This window comes from Exiguobacterium sp. s161, from assembly GCF_018619045.1.
In the GTDB taxonomy this organism is placed as follows: Bacteria; Bacillota; Bacilli; order Exiguobacteriales; family Exiguobacteriaceae; genus Exiguobacterium_A; species Exiguobacterium_A indicum.
In genome coordinates, this window is record NZ_JACSNH010000001.1 from 236,667 (window position 1) to 252,608 (window position 15,942).

The window sequence follows — 15,942 nt, forward strand, 5'->3', positions numbered from 1 at the left end:
CTCCTTTTAGGTAGAAGAGCAGAATCAGGAAAGAGAGACGCGTGCACGCTTGAGGCATTGCACGGCGGAGGTCCAGCTACCGAAGAGAGCATTGATCGTTGAGGTGCTCGGAACCGAGCGACCTTCTGCCCATTTCCGGTAATGAATGATGCTGAGCGAAGGTAACTCTTCTTGTGCCTGCCGTAGTGCTTCAAGGACATCTTCTTCGACCCATTTCCGGCGAGGCGGTGCGATGTCGAGGCAAGCGAGGGCATCTGCCCATGAACCGTATTTACGGGCAATCGTCGCGACTGTCGGATGACCATTTTCCTGTGCCCAAATCGCATACGTCTGTGTCGTCAGACGTGGAAGGACATCTGAAGCTTCGAGCAGTGCCGTGATAATACGTTCTTCTGTCATCGAGATAGAACGTGTCATTTCAATGTGTGCTTCTTCGAGTGCACGTGACCAAGAACCGAAGCGTAAGTTGATCAATGTCAAGGAGGGGCCATGTTTCGCCTTTGCCCACTCCCGGTAGCTGTTGCTATGGAACGGGTGTAAGCGTGTCGATGCTTCCTTGATGAAAGCAAGAATCTCTTCATCTGAAAAGTACGGACGGATTGATGAGAGACCAGCCGCTTGGAGTGCTTCACGCCAAGAGCCAAATACATTGATAATCGTCGTGATCGATGGAATGTCTTTTCCGACCGACCAGCGCGCATACGTCTTTGCGTCGAGAGCGGGATATTCGATACTAGCTTCGATTAGGCTATCGATGACTTGTTGTTCTGTCCATTTCTTCATGATGTCATACCCCTTTCATGTAGGTGCTCTAGGTGTGGGTACTGTCGTGAGGTGGAAGTCGACGAAGCGACGTATAAGCGAGAAGGCTGAGCCAAATGAAATAAAATCCACTCGGTCTAACGAGAATGCTTTCCGTGAATTGAAGTAGTCCGAGCCAGCTTGCAAGCAACAGTGCGAGAAACGCGAGATCCGTTGTCTGAATCCGAAACAGTCGATAGAAAAGATACAGAAAGACTGCGCCGTACAGCAAACAACCGATGAGTCCAAATTCATAGAGATAAGTGATCGGTGTACTGTGGAACGTATAGAGAACTTGTTCGTTCAGTTGTTCCTCCAGTCCGCGTGGGGCACTTCCGATCCCGTGCCCGAACCAAAGCGAATCAGCGGAAGCGCGCCATCCGGCTTGCCAAAGCGTCAATCGTCCGTTGAGACTGAGCAAACGGGGAAGCAGTCCTTGAAACGTAAAGACGGCTAGGAGGATCAAGCTGCCCGTTACGTAACACGCTGTCACCTGCACCCGCTGTCTCGTTCCCGGAACCATTCGAATACTCGTCAGCAGGGCAAGGAGGAGAAAAGAATAGATTCCTGTCTGCGAACCGCTTCTGAGTAACGCGATGATGATGAGAAGGAGGAGGACGGCGTGCAGAAAGCTTTGCCGACGCGGGAACTGTTTGAGCAAGTAGAACCAAGCAAACAGTCCGCCTGGAACAAGCCATGCTGCAAGCGTATTCGGATTGTTCATCAGACCAGCGAGGCGAAGGAATGAACCTTGTTCCCCGACGTACAGTTGAGGAAATGACAAAGGACCGATCCGAAGCCATTGCAGGTTTTCGACCGGAACATACTCTGAACCAAATGAGACGATGAGGGCATAGGAAGCGAGAAAGACGGCTTGTCCATAAAGAAAGTGACACAACAGCCGTTGCCATTGTTCGATTGATGTACGCGAGAGCGAAGAGACGATGCCAACGAACAGCCAAGTCGAGATGAGGTAAAGCGAAGCAAGAATACGATCCGTATTCGTGTTAAAGAAGAAAAAAACGATATTAAATGTCAGATAAATCAGAAAAATTAGTGCGATTTGATGTCCTCTCGCCCGATTGGCGCGATAGAACGGTCGTAAGATGAGCCAACAAACGCTGAACAGAACGATGTAGACCGGAAGCAACCAAAGAGACCACTGTTTCGGCAACACTTCGTCCGTGAAGGATAAGGGACGAATCCAAGCATCGAGCATGATCCAAGCGACTAGGATGGATAAGGCAAACGATGTGGGTATATTGGCTGATTTTAACATGATTTCTAAAGACTATCCACCCTTCATATAGGACTTATTACCGATTCGAACACTTTTTAATCATCAAATTGGTATTTACCCTTATCTTTCAAAACATCATGCAGATAAATGAAAAAAGATTAAGAAAAACATGATCATTTTTTCGTGAATCGCGTTTTTTTCGTGACATGAATTCATACGGTGAACTAGTGTTGCGCAAGCGAGATAGCTACCGAAAAAAATATAATCATTTCCACCAAGCTCTAATTGTTTTGGGATTCGATTGGAAATAAGGTGTAGATATAACCAATGTCCATCCATTCGGTCAAGTTAGAAAGAGGTGAACAACAGTGAGCTCGATGCATCAAAGAAAAACCTTCGGAGATCATTTGACGACGCTCCGACGCGGCTGGTGGCTACTCGCACTCTTCATGATTCTCTTCGCGGGTGCTGGATATGCACTCAGCATGTATGTCATTCCAAAGACATACGAGACGACGGCCTACATCCTCGTCGTTCCTCAAGCGAACGCTGAGGCGACATCGACGCCGACACTCGTCAGTACCTATCAAGATATCTTACGAAGCCCAGAGGTCGTCGATCAGGTCGCCCAAAAGATGAACGTCACCGACAAGCGGTTATTCGATTTGACGGATCGTCTGACGGTCTCGAGCAATCTCGATTCGCAAGTCATCGCCTTATCCGTCACAGATCGTTCGGCGGAGCAGGCAGCGATTCAAGCGAATACGATGACGGAAGTCTTCCAGGACTATCTCCCGCAACTGATTAACACGAGTAAGACGGAAGTGTTCTCGAGTGCACGGATTCCAACGAACCCCGTATCACCGAACATTCTGATGAATACAGGGATCGGTGGCGTCCTTGGTCTGATGCTCGGACTCCTAATCGTCTATTCTCGCTCGTTAAGCAAAAAGGAATCGACACGTGAATCCACTGATAGTTATCCGAAAGCAATTCCCCGCACCCATTCATGAGAGAGGAGAGGAGACACCGTCATGCAGCATTCCCCGCTCACCCCGTACCGTCGGCAGTTGAAGATCGGACTCCTTCGCCTGATCGACGCCGGAATCATCGCACTCGCGACTGTCGTTACGTTCTACTTCTTTAATCCGCTCCATCTCACCGTCAACTTCGAGTTGCAGGATGCACTCGAAATCGCTCTCATCCAGTGGGTCGCCCTCACGTTCGTCGCACACTGGATGCGCTTCTATCAAATCATCTGGCGTTACGCAAGCCTTCGTGATCTCGCCGTTCTCCTCGTTGTCGTCCTCGCCAGTAGCTTCGTCTTACTTGGTCTTGAATACGCATTGTTCGACTTCGCGGTCGAACGAGCGATCTTCCTGCAGACCGGACTCGTTTTAAACGGTATCTTATTCGTCCGGTTGTTGATTCGTGGACGTAGCTTAAGACTCGTCCCTGACAATAAGACGCTCGGCAAACGAACGCTGATCATCGGTGCCGGTGCCTCCGGTCAGATGATCACAAAAGAACTGAAACAAAAGAAATCGCATATCTTAAACGTCGTTGGATTACTGGATGATTCGCTCGAACTACGCGGGATGCGGATTCACGGTGTTCCCGTCATCGGAGCAATCGACCAACTCGAATGCACCATCGAGGAACAAAAGATTGAAGCAGTCGTTCTCGCGATCCCATCGTTACCGTATCCGCAGCGGGTTGAATTGCTGAACCGGATTAAACAAACCCAAGTCGAAGCGCATACGTTACCGATGCTCGTCGAACTGGCGTCCGGAAAGGTCTCGATCAAACAAATTCGTGAAGTCTCGATCGCTGACTTACTCGGTCGCGAACCGGTCGAACTCGATATTACGGAAATCGAACGAAGCGTTCATAGCGCGACCGTCCTCGTCACCGGTGCTGGTGGTTCGATCGGTTCCGAAATTTGCAGGCAACTGATTCGCTTCCGTCCTGAACGGCTCATCCTTCTCGGACACGGCGAAAATAGCATCTATCTGATCCGCCGGGAACTCGAGTGTCTCAGTCGGGACATCCAGTTCGAATCCGTCATCGCCGATGTGCAAGACAGTGATCGGATGCTTGAAGTCATGCGACGGTTCGAACCGGATCTCGTCTATCACGCGGCAGCCCATAAGCACGTGCCACTGATGGAAGATAATCCAAGCGAAGCCGTCAAGAACAACATCTATGGAACACGCAACGTCGCTCGAGCGGCGGAAGCGGCTGGTGTCAAACGCTTCGTCATGATTTCGACCGATAAGGCCGTCAATCCGACGAGTGTGATGGGGGCGACGAAACGAATCGCCGAGATGGTCATCCAGCAGATGGCGCGTAACAGCGAGACGACGTTCGCCGTCGTCCGGTTCGGCAACGTCCTCGGGAGCCGCGGTTCCGTCATTCCACTGTTCAAGGAACAAATCGCGAAAGGCGGACCGATCACGATCACCGATCCCCGGATGACACGCTACTTCATGACAATCCCGGAAGCGAGTCGTCTCGTCATTCAAGCGAGTGTCCTCGCAAAAGGTGGCGAAGTGTTCGTCCTCGATATGGGTGAACCGGTCCACATCACGACACTCGCGAAGAACTTGATTCACTTGAGTGGATTCACGGAAGAGCAGATCCCAATCGTCTACAGCGGCATTCGAAAAGGGGAGAAACTCTACGAGGAACTGCTCGCTCGTGATGAAGTGCATGACGAACTCGTCTTCGATAAAATTCTTGTCGGTAAGACACGACCTTTTGGATCCGTCGACCCGTACTTGCGTGAGATCGCCCAAGCGCTCGGTCAGGACGAGGTACTCCGCCAGTATTTGTTAGACGTCACGAACGAAACCGATGCCGACCCGGTCGCACCGACGATGCGGATCGCTCGCAAATAGAGAGGAGGGGAAACGATGAAAACGGCCCGGCTGTCCCGCTTCAATCTCATCTTCATTGCCGATACGGCGTATTCGCTCCATCAATGGATGATTTTGACGCTCCTGATCAAATGGAGCACACCGCTCAACATCGGTTATTTCAACTACGCCCTTGCCATCACCGCACCGATCGTCATGTTCTGTTGGCTGAACGCCAGTACGATCCTGACGGCAGAACGGGCTGGACTGACCAACTTCTGGCTCTTCATCAAGACTCGTTTTTCACTCCTCTCGGCAGGTGTGTTCGTCCTCCTTGGGGTCTATTATTTCTTCGGTGAAGCGGACATTTTACTCCTGACACTGCTTGTCTACCTGAATAAGTACATGGAATCGTTCGCCGATCTCGCTTACGGTTTCTTGCAAGGACACACTGCCTTCAAGGAAGTCGCCGTCTCGAAAATCTTCCGGAGTCTCTTGAACGTCTCGGGCGCAGCACTCGTCCTCTTTACGACCCATTCAATCCACGGCTTCGTACTCGCCTTGATCGCTGGAAACTTGATCATGCTACTCGCATACGATTTACCGACAATTCGTCGCATTGGTCGCGGCTTTGACAATCAAGCGCTTGACTTACGGTACCGGTCAGGCAAGGAGCTGTTCCTTAAAGCGATGCCACTCGGCTTCGTCGCTCTTCTAATCGCCTTGAACGCAAATATTCCACGATTGTTCGTCGGTCACGCAATCGGAACGGAAGAGCTCGGTTACTACGCTAGCATCGCCTATCTACTCGTACTTGGCAGTCTCTTCATCCACTCCTTGATTGCCGTCTTACTACCGAACTTCTCGTCTGAGACGGGTGAACGTCAAAGTTTACCGGAACTGCGCAAGCTGACCCGCTCGATGTTACTGATGACGAACGTCGTCGGCATCCTGTTGATTGTTGGAGCGATCTTCTTCGGCAAGTGGGGCTTGACGATTTTCTATAACGCGTCGTTCGTTCAATACCACTTGATTTTCGTCTTGATGATGGTCGCCTCACTCTTTTTCTACAACTCGACCGTCATTCAGGCACTCTTGACCGGCTTCCAGCAATTTCGGATTCAGACGATCTCGATCTTCGGTAGTGTCGTCGTCAACCTGATCGCCTGCAGCCTGTTGATTCCGCTGTATGGTCTATACGGTGCGACGATCGCTTACACCCTCTGCGCCGTTACTCAGATCGTCCTATTGTTACCAGCACTGTATCGATCCTTGTATCCACGGGACGTCACGCTCGTCGTCGAACAAAGCAGCTAAGGAGGGAAGAAGATGCGACCAATCCTACTACTCATCGTCATCGAAGCGCTCGTTTGTCAATTCGCCCGGTCGCTCTTCCCGGACACCTACGTGACCGCCTTGCTGCTCATCAACTCGGTGTTGTTTCTCTATTATCTACTCCGTCAGGCAGAGACGACGCCACTCTTTCTCGTCTTCATCACCGCTTTCTTCGTCCGGCTGGTCCTGATGTTCATCGATCTCGAGCTGTTCCGTTTACCGCCACACAGTGGGGACGATACGGAAGCTTTTCATCTCGAAGGTGTCCAAATCTTCACCGATCCGTCGACCTTCAATGATGTCGTTCGTGGCACCTATTCCAAGTTTCTCGGAATCTTCTACCTGATGTTCGGTCCTGAACGAATCCTCGCTCAGTTCTTGAACGTTATCCTCGGTGTTGTCGCTGTCGTCATCCTAGCGAAGACGCTACAACGGTTACGCTTACCGGAACGATACGTGTTCGCAGCTACACTGATCTTCGCATTTTTCCCACAAGGATTGTTGCTCTCACCGATTCTCTTGCGTGACCAGATCGTCGCTCTGGGCATCGTCTACACACTTTACTACATGGTGCGCTGGACGGAAGAGAAGTCCGGATGGCATATGACGCTCGCGTATCTCGGCTACTTCGTTAGTACAATGTTCCACTCCGGACTTGCTGTCGGGATCATCGTCTTACTCGTCTATTTCTCGTTTTATAGCCATGAGACACGACGAATGGATTTTGAACCGACGAAGGTGCGGCGACTAATCTTTCAAGTACTGATCGTCGGCTTCATCGTCTACAGCTTCCAGGATGTCTTGTTTGCAAAGTTCACCCACGTCTCAGAAAACGGTCAGTTGTTCAGCGGGATGAGTTACGACCGTGGCGGCTCCGCTTATCTGAACGGATTGACGGTGACAGGTCCAGTTGACATGATTCTCTACTCGCCGATTCGAACGATTTACTTCCTGTTCTCACCATTCCCGTGGCAATGGTCGAGCGTCATGAACATTCTGATTTTCTTCCTTGACGCCGTCTTCTACTTCATCGCCTGTTTTGCGATCGTCAGGTCCTTTAAACTGATCCGTCAGCATCCGTTCGGCAGCGTCCTCTTCTTCTTTTTCCTTCTCTTTGCACTTAACGCCGTCATCTTCGGTCTTGGAACCGGCAATGTCGGAACGGCCATCCGACACCGGTATAAGTTGTTCCCGATGTTACTCATCGTCTACACATCCGTTCACTACATGCGCTGGCAAGCGCGCCACTACTTCGAGGAGGTCGAACACCGTGCCGAATAAAACGATCTTAATTACAGGTATCGCAGGCTTCATTGGATTTCACGCCGCACGTCGTTTCATCCGGGAGGGTTACCGGGTCATCGGACTCGATGAAGTGAACGACTATTACGACCCAACGTTAAAAGAAGCCCGGCTCACTGAACTTGGAACGGACTACACGTTTTACCGGGTCTCACTCGAAGAGACAGCAGCCGTCGCGCGGATCTTTGAACAGGAATCGATCGATCTCGTTCTCCATCTGGCAGCACAAGCTGGGGTACGGTATAGCATCGATCGACCGGACGTCTACATGACGTCAAACATCGTCGGCTTTCTCTCGATTCTTGAGGCGTGTCGGCATTACCCAGTCGAACAACTGATTTACGCTTCCTCAAGTTCCGTCTACGGATCGAATACGAAGATGCCGTTTGCGACGACGGATGCCGTCGATCATCCGCTAAGTCTTTACGCCGCTTCAAAGAAAGCGAATGAACTGATGGCACACACCTACAGCAGTCTCTACGGCATCAAGACGACAGGCCTTCGCTTCTTCAGCGTCTACGGTCCTTGGGGACGCCCGGATATGGCACTGTTCAAGTTCACGGAAGCAATCGCGAAAGGCGAACCAATCGACCTCTACAACTACGGTGAGATGGGGCGGGACTTCACTTACGTCGACGACATCATCGAAAGCATCTACCGCCTGTTCCAGACTGAACCGGAAGTCGATGAATCGTTCGATGCCTCAAATCCCTTACCGGACCGCAGCAACGTTCCGTATCGTGTCTATAACATCGGCAGTCACAGCCCGATTCGTCTCAATGAATTCGTTGCTTTGATTGAGCGGCGCCTTGGCAAGACGGCAATCCAAAACGGGATGCCGCTTCAACCAGGCGATGTTCCAGAAAGCTTTGCTGACGTCTCATCACTGTTCGAGACGATCGGCTACCGTCCACAGACGACGGTCGAAGCGGGCGTCAATGCATTCATCGACTGGTACGAGAGTCACTACTTGCTGAAGGAGGAAATTCAAGATGGCGCTTAAAGAGGAATTCTACTATCGATCCCCAATCTTCATCCAAAATTGGCTGACCTCCTTATACGGTCGGAAGTTAATGCAAGAACGATACGGTCCCCTCTATGAACAGAAGATGAAGGAACTCCGGAAAAAAGATCGGACGCAAGATTATAAAGCGGAACAACTCGATCGCTTGAATGCCTTTCTCATTTTTGTTGCAACGCATACGCCATACTACGCGCAACTCTTTCACGAACATGATATCCAATTACCGTTCACGTCACTCGAGCAACTGAAGACAATTCCAATCCTTGAAAAAGAAACACTTCGTCAAAACAATGACGCCTTCATGTCCCGCGTCGATGCGCCGGTTCGAGGGCGGACGGGGGGGACGAGCGGGAAGTCACTTCAAGTGGCGTTCATGCGCGAGGATGTCCAGGAACGGATGGCACATCTCGATTACTTCAAAGAACGTCATGGTTTCCACGCCGGAATGCGCCGAGCGAGTTTCACCGGACGGACGCTGACAGCTGTCGATCAAAAGAAACCAATCTTCTGGCGGATGAACCGACCACTCAATCAGTTGCTCGTCTCGATCTTTCACATGAAGGAAGAGAATTTCCCGGCCTACATCGAGGAGCTGAATCGATTCCAGCCGCAAGCACTTGACGGCACACCGACAGCGATGGTCGAAATCGCCCGCTATATGCTGAAGCATCATATAAAGCTGGATATCCCGCTGATCGCCATCTTCCCGACATCGGAAACGGTGACGGAGGAGATGCGCTCGGTTCTCGAGGAAGCCTTCAACGCACCGGTCTTCGATCAATATGGTTCTTCAGAAGGCGCACCAATCATCTCAGAATGCAGTCATCGAAAACTTCATCTCCATCATGAGACGGGCATCATCGAACCATATGGAGAGGACGGAGAAGTCGTCGTCACGTGTTTTACGACACGGGGCACACCACTGATTCGTTACCGGATCGGTGACCGGATGACGCTCAGTGACGAGACCTGTAGCTGTGGCTTAAACGGACCAGTCATCGCTTCGATCGATGGACGGGGAACGAGTTATATCGTCAGCGAAAAGCGGGGCAAGGTGTTCGAAGGGGATATCACGACGATTGCCCGAGAACTTCCGAACTCCGTCTTGCGACTCCAAGTCGAGCAGCACGCGCTCAATCACGTGACACTTCGGTATATTCCAGATGCGAAGCGTTTCCATCCAAAACACGAGCAGATCCTCTTGAACGAGATGCGCAAGTTGCTCGGATCCGAGATGAAAATCGTCCTTGAGCCTGTCGAACAAGTCAAACAGGAACCGAACGGAAAAACGTTGATCGTCAAACAGTCGATGAAATAGGAGGAACCCACCATGAACAAGGCAGTCAAACACATCGTAGATACGACAGCAGCCCAAACTGGTTCACTTCCCATTGCCAACCGTTCGATTGCCGTCGTTGGACTCGGATACGTCGGTCTTCCCGTCGCTGTCGCCTTCGGCGAAAAAACAGCCGTTGTCGGCTTTGACATCAAGGAACAACGCGTTCAAGAACTGCAAGAAGGAATCGACGCGACACTCGAACTGAGTCCGTTCACGTTGAAGAACGCAACCGTCGACTACGTCTCGGATCCATCAGCACTACAAGCGAGTGACTTCATCATCATCGCCGTTCCGACACCGATCAATGCGCAGAATCAACCAGACTTGACGCCGCTCTTACGCGCCTCACACCTCGTTGGTCGCCAGCTCAATAAAGGCGATATCGTTGTCTATGAGTCGACGGTCTACCCAGGAGCGACGGAAGAAGATTGTATCCCGGTCCTTGAAGAAGCATCCGGCTTACGCGCTGGTGTCGACTTCTTCGTCGGCTACTCACCGGAGCGGATCAATCCGGGTGACCACGAGCACACGTTCAAGACAATCAAAAAAATCGTCTCGGCTCAGGATGAACAGACACTCGATATCGTCGCGGAAGTTTACGAAGCGGTCGTCGAAGCCGGTGTCCACCGGGCTTCGTCGATCAAGGTTGCAGAAGCCGCAAAAATCATCGAAAACACACAGCGCGACCTCAACATCGCCTTGATGAACGAACTGGCAATCATTTTCGACCGGATGGACATTGATACGCTCGAAGTCCTCGAAGCAGCCGGTACGAAATGGAACTTCCTCCCGTTCCGCCCGGGTCTCGTCGGTGGTCACTGTATCGGCGTCGATCCATTCTATCTGACGATGAAAGCCGAGTCACTCGGCTATCACCCGGAAGTCATCCTCGCCGGACGCCGGATCAACGATACGATGGGACGCTTCATCGCAACGGCGCTCGTCAAGAACCTGATTAAACAGAACATGCCGGTCCTCGGTGCTCGTGTCACGATCCTCGGCTTATCATTCAAGGAGAACGTCAGCGATATCCGGAACTCGAAAGTCGCGAACCTCGTCCGCGAAATCGAAGAGTTCGGCATCGACGTCCAGGTGACAGATCGACTCGTCGAAAAGAGTGAGGCGAAACGCGAGTACGGCATCGACTTGCTCGAGATGAGCGAACTCAAACCAGCCGACGTCGTCATCTTCGCCGTCTCACACGAAGAATACGTCGAAGGCGGTTGGAATCTAGCGCAACACTTACTGAAGGTCGGACGCGGAATCGTCGTCGACATCAAAGGCATGTTGCCACGGTCAGAACAGCCAGAGGGGGTCCACGTATGGCGCCTTTAAAAATTCTTCAGGTCTGTGCCCTTGATACGACGGCAGAGACGATGTTACAGCCGCTCTTACTCGCTTTACAAAACGCCGGGCACGACGTCGGCATTGCTTGTGCCGACACCGGTGCCTCGGTGAAACTGGCTGCAAAGGGATTCCGGATGCACGACATCCCGATCGAGCGCCGGATCGACTGGACGAGTAACTGGCAGACGATCCAAGAAATCACACGAATCTTGAAGGAGGACGGCTACGACGCCGTCCATGTCCACACACCAGTCGCTGCCGCCCTCGGACGCGTCGCCGCAAAACGGGCCGGAACGAAGCATATCGTCTACACGGCACACGGCTTTTACTTCCACGAGAAGATGGGGCGGGTGACGTACCAGCTGACGTATTCCGTTGAAAAGTGGCTAGCTCGTTTCGCGACCGATTACCTTCTCCTCCAGAGCGAAGAAGATTATCAACTCGCTCAGCGCAAACGCTTTAAGGCGAATACCCGCCTGATGCACCTTGGAAATGGGATTGACTTGACCCGCTTCTACCCACGACCACGTGAAGCCGGAGCGCCGTTTACGTTCCTCTTCATCGGTCGGATCGTCAAAGAAAAGGGGATTCTCGAACTGCTCGATGCGTTCGAGGACGTCGTCTATCGCCACCCGGAAGCCCGTCTCGTCATCGCTGGTGAGATGATGGCAAGCGAGCGGGATCAGACGACGAAACACTTATTCTTACGACGGATTCGCGAGATTCCGAATGTCGATTACCTTGGGTTCGTCGAAGACGTACCGAGCTTGTTTCAACAAGTCGATGCCTTCGTCTTACCATCGCATCGCGAAGGCGTCCCACGTTCGATCATCGAAGCGATGGCGAGCGCAAAGCCCGTCATTGCAACAAACATCCGCGGCTGCCGCGAAGAGGTCGTCGAGGGGAAAACGGGGTATCTCGTTGAAGTCCACGACATCGCGAAGCTCGCCAAACGGATGAATACACTCGTCGAACATCCTGACCGTGCCAACGAGATGGGACGGAATGGATTTGACCGTGCCATGAAACATTTCAACGAAGCCGACGTCATCAAACGACAACTTGATCTCTTTTCAGCTATGTAAAAGGAGGACGTCATCATGAAACGCACATTCGACTTCACGGTTAGTCTGATCGCCATCCTCATCTTGATTCCTGTCTACGCCGTCGTCGCCTTAGTCATCTACACGAAGCTTGGACGACCGATCTTCTTCAATCAAGTCCGCCCTGGTTATAAGGGAGAATTGTTCAAGATCTATAAGTTCCGCACAATGACGAATGAAACGGATGCCGAAGGGAAACTCCTTCCGGATGCGGACCGGATTCCGGCATCGCTCGAGTGGATTCGTCGCTTGAGCCTTGATGAAATCCCGCAGTTCTTAAACATCCTCCGCGGACAGATGAGTTTCGTCGGACCGCGTCCGTTGCTCGTCAGCTACTTGAACCACTATACGAAGGAGCAGATGGCACGACACGATGTCTTACCTGGTCTGACAGGCTGGGCACAGATTCACGGTCGTAACGCAACGACGTGGCAGCAACGCCTCGAGCAAGATCAATGGTATGCAGCCAATCATACATTCCGACTGGATCTCTACATCCTATTCAAGACGTTCAAAATGGTCATCTCGTCAGAAGGGAACTCGACGGCTCACCAGACCGGCATGGGTGAGTTCAAGGGTCTCGACGGAGGTGTTCCCCATGATGTCGCTAAGCGATGAACGGTTGATTCGGGATCCACGCGAATGGGACGCACTTGTCGCGACCTATCAACTCGATTGTTATTACGAACATGCTTACTTCGAACTTGCGAAGGGGCCCGATGAGATTCCTGAATTATTTTATTATCCGACGGAGTTTGGGGCGTTGATCTATCCGTACTTGCGGCGACCGATTCCAGGCACACGCTTTGAGGACATCACGACGCCGTACGGCTATGGTGGTCCTTATTTCATGGGTATCTGGTCACTTGATCAGATTCGCGAAGCCCGCGCGCGATTCGAACAGTACTGTCGTGAAACCGGAATCGTCACCGAGACGGTTCGTTTCCACCCTTTGCTACACAATCAGGAACTCGGTCAACACTGGTGCCATCAAACGGATATCTTGCAGCCGACGGTGACACTTGAGCTGACGGATCCGTTCGAGACAATCGAAGGTGGATTCTCGCAAATGACGCGACGTAACATCCGGAAAGCACGCCGCGAAGGCGTCACGATTCGCCTCGGACGTCCGGAAGAGTACTGCGACTTCGCCCGTCTCTATCAGATGACGATGGATAAACATCAAGCCGATGCGCGGTATTACTTTGATCAGACCTACTTCGATCACTTCGCTGAAGGACGGATCAAAAATGTCCTGTTGCTTGCCGAACAAGCGGGGCGGATCATCGCTGGGTGCATCGTCCTGACGGGTCGCCAGTTCGCACATTATCATCTCGGTGCTTCAGATCCTGCCTACTTGTCGCTTCGCCCGAATCATCTATTATTCGCGGAGATGATTCGCTGGGCAAAACAAGCTGGTCTTCAAGCGTTACATCTCGGTGGCGGAACGACACGATCCGATGCAGATAGCTTACTCGCCTACAAACGATCCTTTGGTGAAGCGAATCGAACATTTTTTGGACTCGGGACATCGATTCTTGATCCGACGATTTATGACCGGCTCGCGCGACAAATCAAACAACAACATCCGGAAATCGAGACAGGACAGTGGTTCCCGATCTACCGGACGCCGCTCCGTCAGCTGTCACCTCGAAGGGAGGAAACATCATGAAACACATCCCGCTCTCCATTCCGCACTTAAGTGGTCAAGAAGCACGTTACGTCACGGAAGCACTCGAGACGAACTGGGTCGCACCGCTTGGACCGAACGTCGACGCCTTCGAACGAGAGATGCAAGCCTACACGGGAGCTCGCGCAATGCTTGCGACGAGCAGTGGTACGGCAGCCATTCACTTGGCACTCGCGACGCTTGGTGTCACGACGGGGGATGACGTCTTCTGTCAGTCCTTGACGTTCATCGCTTCGACGAATCCGATTCGTTACGTCGGTGCTCGTCCCGTCCTGATCGATTCGGAAGAGGAGACATGGAACATGTCACCCGTCGCACTCCGACGCGCGTTGATCCAGGCGGCAACGCGAGGAAAACTTCCGAAAGCCGTCATCGTCGTTCATCTATACGGAGTCGCGGCACAAATCGAGGAGATCGCTGCGCTCTGTGAAGAGTACGATGTTCCGTTGATCGAAGACGCGGCAGAGTCACTTGGAACACGCGTCAACGGGCGGATGACGGGGACATTCGGGACGTTCGGGATCTACTCCTTCAACGGCAACAAGATCATCACGACGTCAGGTGGTGGAATGCTCGTCGCAAATGATCCAGTCTTGATCGAACGTGCCTTCTATCTCGGGACACAGGCGAGACAACCGGTCCTCCATTACGAGCATACGGAAGTCGGCTACAACTACCGGATGAGCAACGTCGCTGCTGGGATCGGACGCGGTCAACTCGAAGTCATCGATCAACGCGTCGATGCACGGCGAAAAATCTTTGATCGTTACGATCGTGCCTTTGCGCCGGACGGCGTCACGTCGCAAGTCGAGCAGACCGGAACATTCGCCAACCGTTGGCTCAGTGCTTTTCTCTTACCAGGCGGTCAAGTGCAACGCGACGAAATGATCCAGACGCTACAACAGGTGAATGCCGAGTCCCGTCCGGTCTGGAAACCGATGCACTTGCAGCCCGTCTATCGCGACGTACCATTCATCACAGCAGAAGGGATGGATGTCAGCCGTCGTCTGTTTGAAGACGGAATCTGCCTCCCGTCTGCTTCACAAATGACGTTCACCGAACAAGCCGTCGTCATCCGAAACGTTCGTCATACCTTACAGACGAACGTACGCCGGAACGTCCAGTCATGAATATATGGGAAGGGGACATCGTCATGCGCGATATGGAGGAAGCGATCCACGCACTCCGTCTCGCTGCGAACGGGAAGAATGAATTGACGGCCAATACCTATTTCCGCTGGCAATTGAACACCACTCATCCAAGCGTCGCGGAAATCCTGATGCTGTTTGGGTCGTGGCAGATCGCCTTGGAACGAGCTGGCATCGGACAAGCCCGCTTGACGTTCACGAAATCGGAAATCATTGACGCCTTGCGTCAGGCACGGGAGGAACTCGATCCTTTCACGAGCGCGACGTACCGCGAATGGGCGCAACAAAAGCAAGCACCTAGCCTGACGGATATCGTCCATCAATTCAACTCGTGGCAGCAGGCATTGTCAGAAGCGGATATCTTAAAGGAACGCATCCAGGAAATGGAACAACGGATCATCGAGTCATTACTTGAAGCGCAAGGTGCCTTGCCGGTCTTGACGAGCCAGACCTACACGAAGTGGGCGGCTGGTCAAAATCGTCCGACCGTCGCAACGATTGCTCGCCGGTACGGCTCTTGGTCAAACGCCCTTGAAATCATCGGCATCGAATTTCCGCGAAAACGCTGGCGGGAAGAGGAGGTACTCGACGTGCTCGCCGCAGCTGCAAAAGAAACGGAACATCTGACGATCGCAAGTTACCAACGGTTCAGCATCGGACGTGATGCGCCAAGCATCGGCGTCATCACCGCTTTGTTCGGTAGCTGGCGCAATGCGTTGCTCGTACTTGAAGCGCAGAGACCGTCCTGAATTCAG

Annotated in this window: 14 protein-coding genes; 12 read left to right on the plus strand and 2 right to left on the minus strand. The window is 52.3% G+C overall.

Going from position 1 to position 15,942, the window contains the following annotated elements:
- Positions 1-24: 24 nt before the first annotated feature.
- On the minus strand, positions 25-783 hold the full coding sequence (locus KNQ14_RS01105; protein WP_023469403.1) for a homing endonuclease associated repeat-containing protein: 759 nt from the start codon (positions 781-783) through the stop codon (positions 25-27).
- Between the two features lie 28 nt (positions 784-811).
- Positions 812-2,080 (minus strand): O-antigen ligase family protein, encoded by a 1,269-nt coding sequence (locus tag KNQ14_RS01110; protein ID WP_214859316.1) that lies wholly within the window; start codon positions 2,078-2,080, stop codon positions 812-814.
- A gap of 338 nt (positions 2,081-2,418) precedes the next feature.
- Here KNQ14_RS01110 and KNQ14_RS01115 point away from each other — a divergent pair, with 338 nt between their 5' ends.
- From KNQ14_RS01115 to KNQ14_RS01170, 12 genes are read left to right on the plus strand one after another with little or no spacing between them, the layout of a single operon-like run.
- Positions 2,419-3,054: a YveK family protein gene (locus KNQ14_RS01115; protein WP_251138253.1), complete on the plus strand. Its 636-nt coding sequence runs from the start codon at positions 2,419-2,421 to the stop codon at positions 3,052-3,054.
- A gap of 21 nt (positions 3,055-3,075) precedes the next feature.
- A complete protein-coding gene (locus KNQ14_RS01120) occupies positions 3,076-4,941 on the plus strand; it encodes a polysaccharide biosynthesis protein (protein ID WP_214859320.1) in 1,866 nt (621 codons plus the stop codon).
- A gap of 15 nt (positions 4,942-4,956) precedes the next feature.
- The gene (locus tag KNQ14_RS01125; RefSeq protein ID WP_055969136.1) at positions 4,957-6,216 is read left to right on the plus strand and encodes an oligosaccharide flippase family protein; all 1,260 of its coding nucleotides are present in this window, start codon (positions 4,957-4,959) and stop codon (positions 6,214-6,216) included.
- A 12-nt stretch (positions 6,217-6,228) separates the two neighbouring features.
- Entirely contained in the window at positions 6,229-7,515 is a 1,287-nt protein-coding gene (locus tag KNQ14_RS01130; protein ID WP_058264601.1) for a glycosyltransferase family 39 protein, read from the plus strand.
- Positions 7,505-8,539, plus strand: coding sequence for an NAD-dependent epimerase (locus KNQ14_RS01135; protein WP_058264602.1), 1,035 nt, complete (start codon positions 7,505-7,507; stop codon positions 8,537-8,539). The genes KNQ14_RS01130 and KNQ14_RS01135 overlap by 11 nt, the downstream gene beginning before the upstream one ends.
- Positions 8,529-9,878 (plus strand): phenylacetate--CoA ligase family protein, encoded by a 1,350-nt coding sequence (locus KNQ14_RS01140; protein ID WP_214859323.1) that lies wholly within the window; start codon positions 8,529-8,531, stop codon positions 9,876-9,878. Before KNQ14_RS01135 ends, KNQ14_RS01140 begins: the two co-directional genes overlap by 11 nt.
- Positions 9,879-9,890: 12 nt before the next feature.
- Complete coding sequence (locus KNQ14_RS01145) at positions 9,891-11,234, plus strand: nucleotide sugar dehydrogenase (protein WP_023469395.1); 1,344 nt, start codon at positions 9,891-9,893, stop codon at positions 11,232-11,234.
- Positions 11,222-12,331 (plus strand): glycosyltransferase family 4 protein, encoded by a 1,110-nt coding sequence (locus tag KNQ14_RS01150; RefSeq protein ID WP_214859324.1) that lies wholly within the window; start codon positions 11,222-11,224, stop codon positions 12,329-12,331. Before KNQ14_RS01145 ends, KNQ14_RS01150 begins: the two co-directional genes overlap by 13 nt.
- Before the next feature lie 15 nt (positions 12,332-12,346).
- The gene (locus tag KNQ14_RS01155; protein WP_035396072.1) at positions 12,347-12,967 is read left to right on the plus strand and encodes a sugar transferase; all 621 of its coding nucleotides are present in this window, start codon (positions 12,347-12,349) and stop codon (positions 12,965-12,967) included.
- The gene (locus KNQ14_RS01160) at positions 12,948-14,021 is read left to right on the plus strand and encodes a lipid II:glycine glycyltransferase FemX (protein ID WP_214859326.1); all 1,074 of its coding nucleotides are present in this window, start codon (positions 12,948-12,950) and stop codon (positions 14,019-14,021) included. Before KNQ14_RS01155 ends, KNQ14_RS01160 begins: the two co-directional genes overlap by 20 nt.
- The gene (locus KNQ14_RS01165) at positions 14,018-15,169 is read left to right on the plus strand and encodes an aminotransferase class I/II-fold pyridoxal phosphate-dependent enzyme (protein ID WP_251138254.1); all 1,152 of its coding nucleotides are present in this window, start codon (positions 14,018-14,020) and stop codon (positions 15,167-15,169) included. Before KNQ14_RS01160 ends, KNQ14_RS01165 begins: the two co-directional genes overlap by 4 nt.
- A gap of 23 nt (positions 15,170-15,192) precedes the next feature.
- On the plus strand, positions 15,193-15,936 hold the full coding sequence (locus tag KNQ14_RS01170) for a hypothetical protein (protein ID WP_035396081.1): 744 nt from the start codon (positions 15,193-15,195) through the stop codon (positions 15,934-15,936).
- The last annotated feature ends 6 nt before the right edge of the window (positions 15,937-15,942 follow it).

Excerpts from the sequence above, each read along its gene's own strand:
- KNQ14_RS01105 (WP_023469403.1), bottom strand. The coding sequence starts at position 783 with ATGAAGAAATGGACAGAACAACAAGTCATCGATAGCCTAATCGAAGCT.
- KNQ14_RS01110 (WP_214859316.1), bottom strand. The coding sequence starts at position 2,080 with ATGTTAAAATCAGCCAATATACCCACATCGTTTGCCTTATCCATCCTA.
- KNQ14_RS01115 (WP_251138253.1), top strand. The coding sequence starts at position 2,419 with ATGCATCAAAGAAAAACCTTCGGAGATCATTTGACGACGCTCCGACGC.
- KNQ14_RS01120 (WP_214859320.1), top strand. The coding sequence starts at position 3,076 with ATGCAGCATTCCCCGCTCACCCCGTACCGTCGGCAGTTGAAGATCGGA.
- KNQ14_RS01125 (WP_055969136.1), top strand. The coding sequence starts at position 4,957 with ATGAAAACGGCCCGGCTGTCCCGCTTCAATCTCATCTTCATTGCCGAT.
- KNQ14_RS01130 (WP_058264601.1), top strand. The coding sequence starts at position 6,229 with ATGCGACCAATCCTACTACTCATCGTCATCGAAGCGCTCGTTTGTCAA.
- KNQ14_RS01140 (WP_214859323.1), top strand. The coding sequence starts at position 8,529 with ATGGCGCTTAAAGAGGAATTCTACTATCGATCCCCAATCTTCATCCAA.
- KNQ14_RS01145 (WP_023469395.1), top strand. The coding sequence starts at position 9,891 with ATGAACAAGGCAGTCAAACACATCGTAGATACGACAGCAGCCCAAACT.
- KNQ14_RS01150 (WP_214859324.1), top strand. The coding sequence starts at position 11,222 with ATGGCGCCTTTAAAAATTCTTCAGGTCTGTGCCCTTGATACGACGGCA.
- KNQ14_RS01155 (WP_035396072.1), top strand. The coding sequence starts at position 12,347 with ATGAAACGCACATTCGACTTCACGGTTAGTCTGATCGCCATCCTCATC.
- KNQ14_RS01160 (WP_214859326.1), top strand. The coding sequence starts at position 12,948 with ATGATGTCGCTAAGCGATGAACGGTTGATTCGGGATCCACGCGAATGG.
- KNQ14_RS01165 (WP_251138254.1), top strand. The coding sequence starts at position 14,018 with ATGAAACACATCCCGCTCTCCATTCCGCACTTAAGTGGTCAAGAAGCA.
- KNQ14_RS01170 (WP_035396081.1), top strand. The coding sequence starts at position 15,193 with ATGCGCGATATGGAGGAAGCGATCCACGCACTCCGTCTCGCTGCGAAC.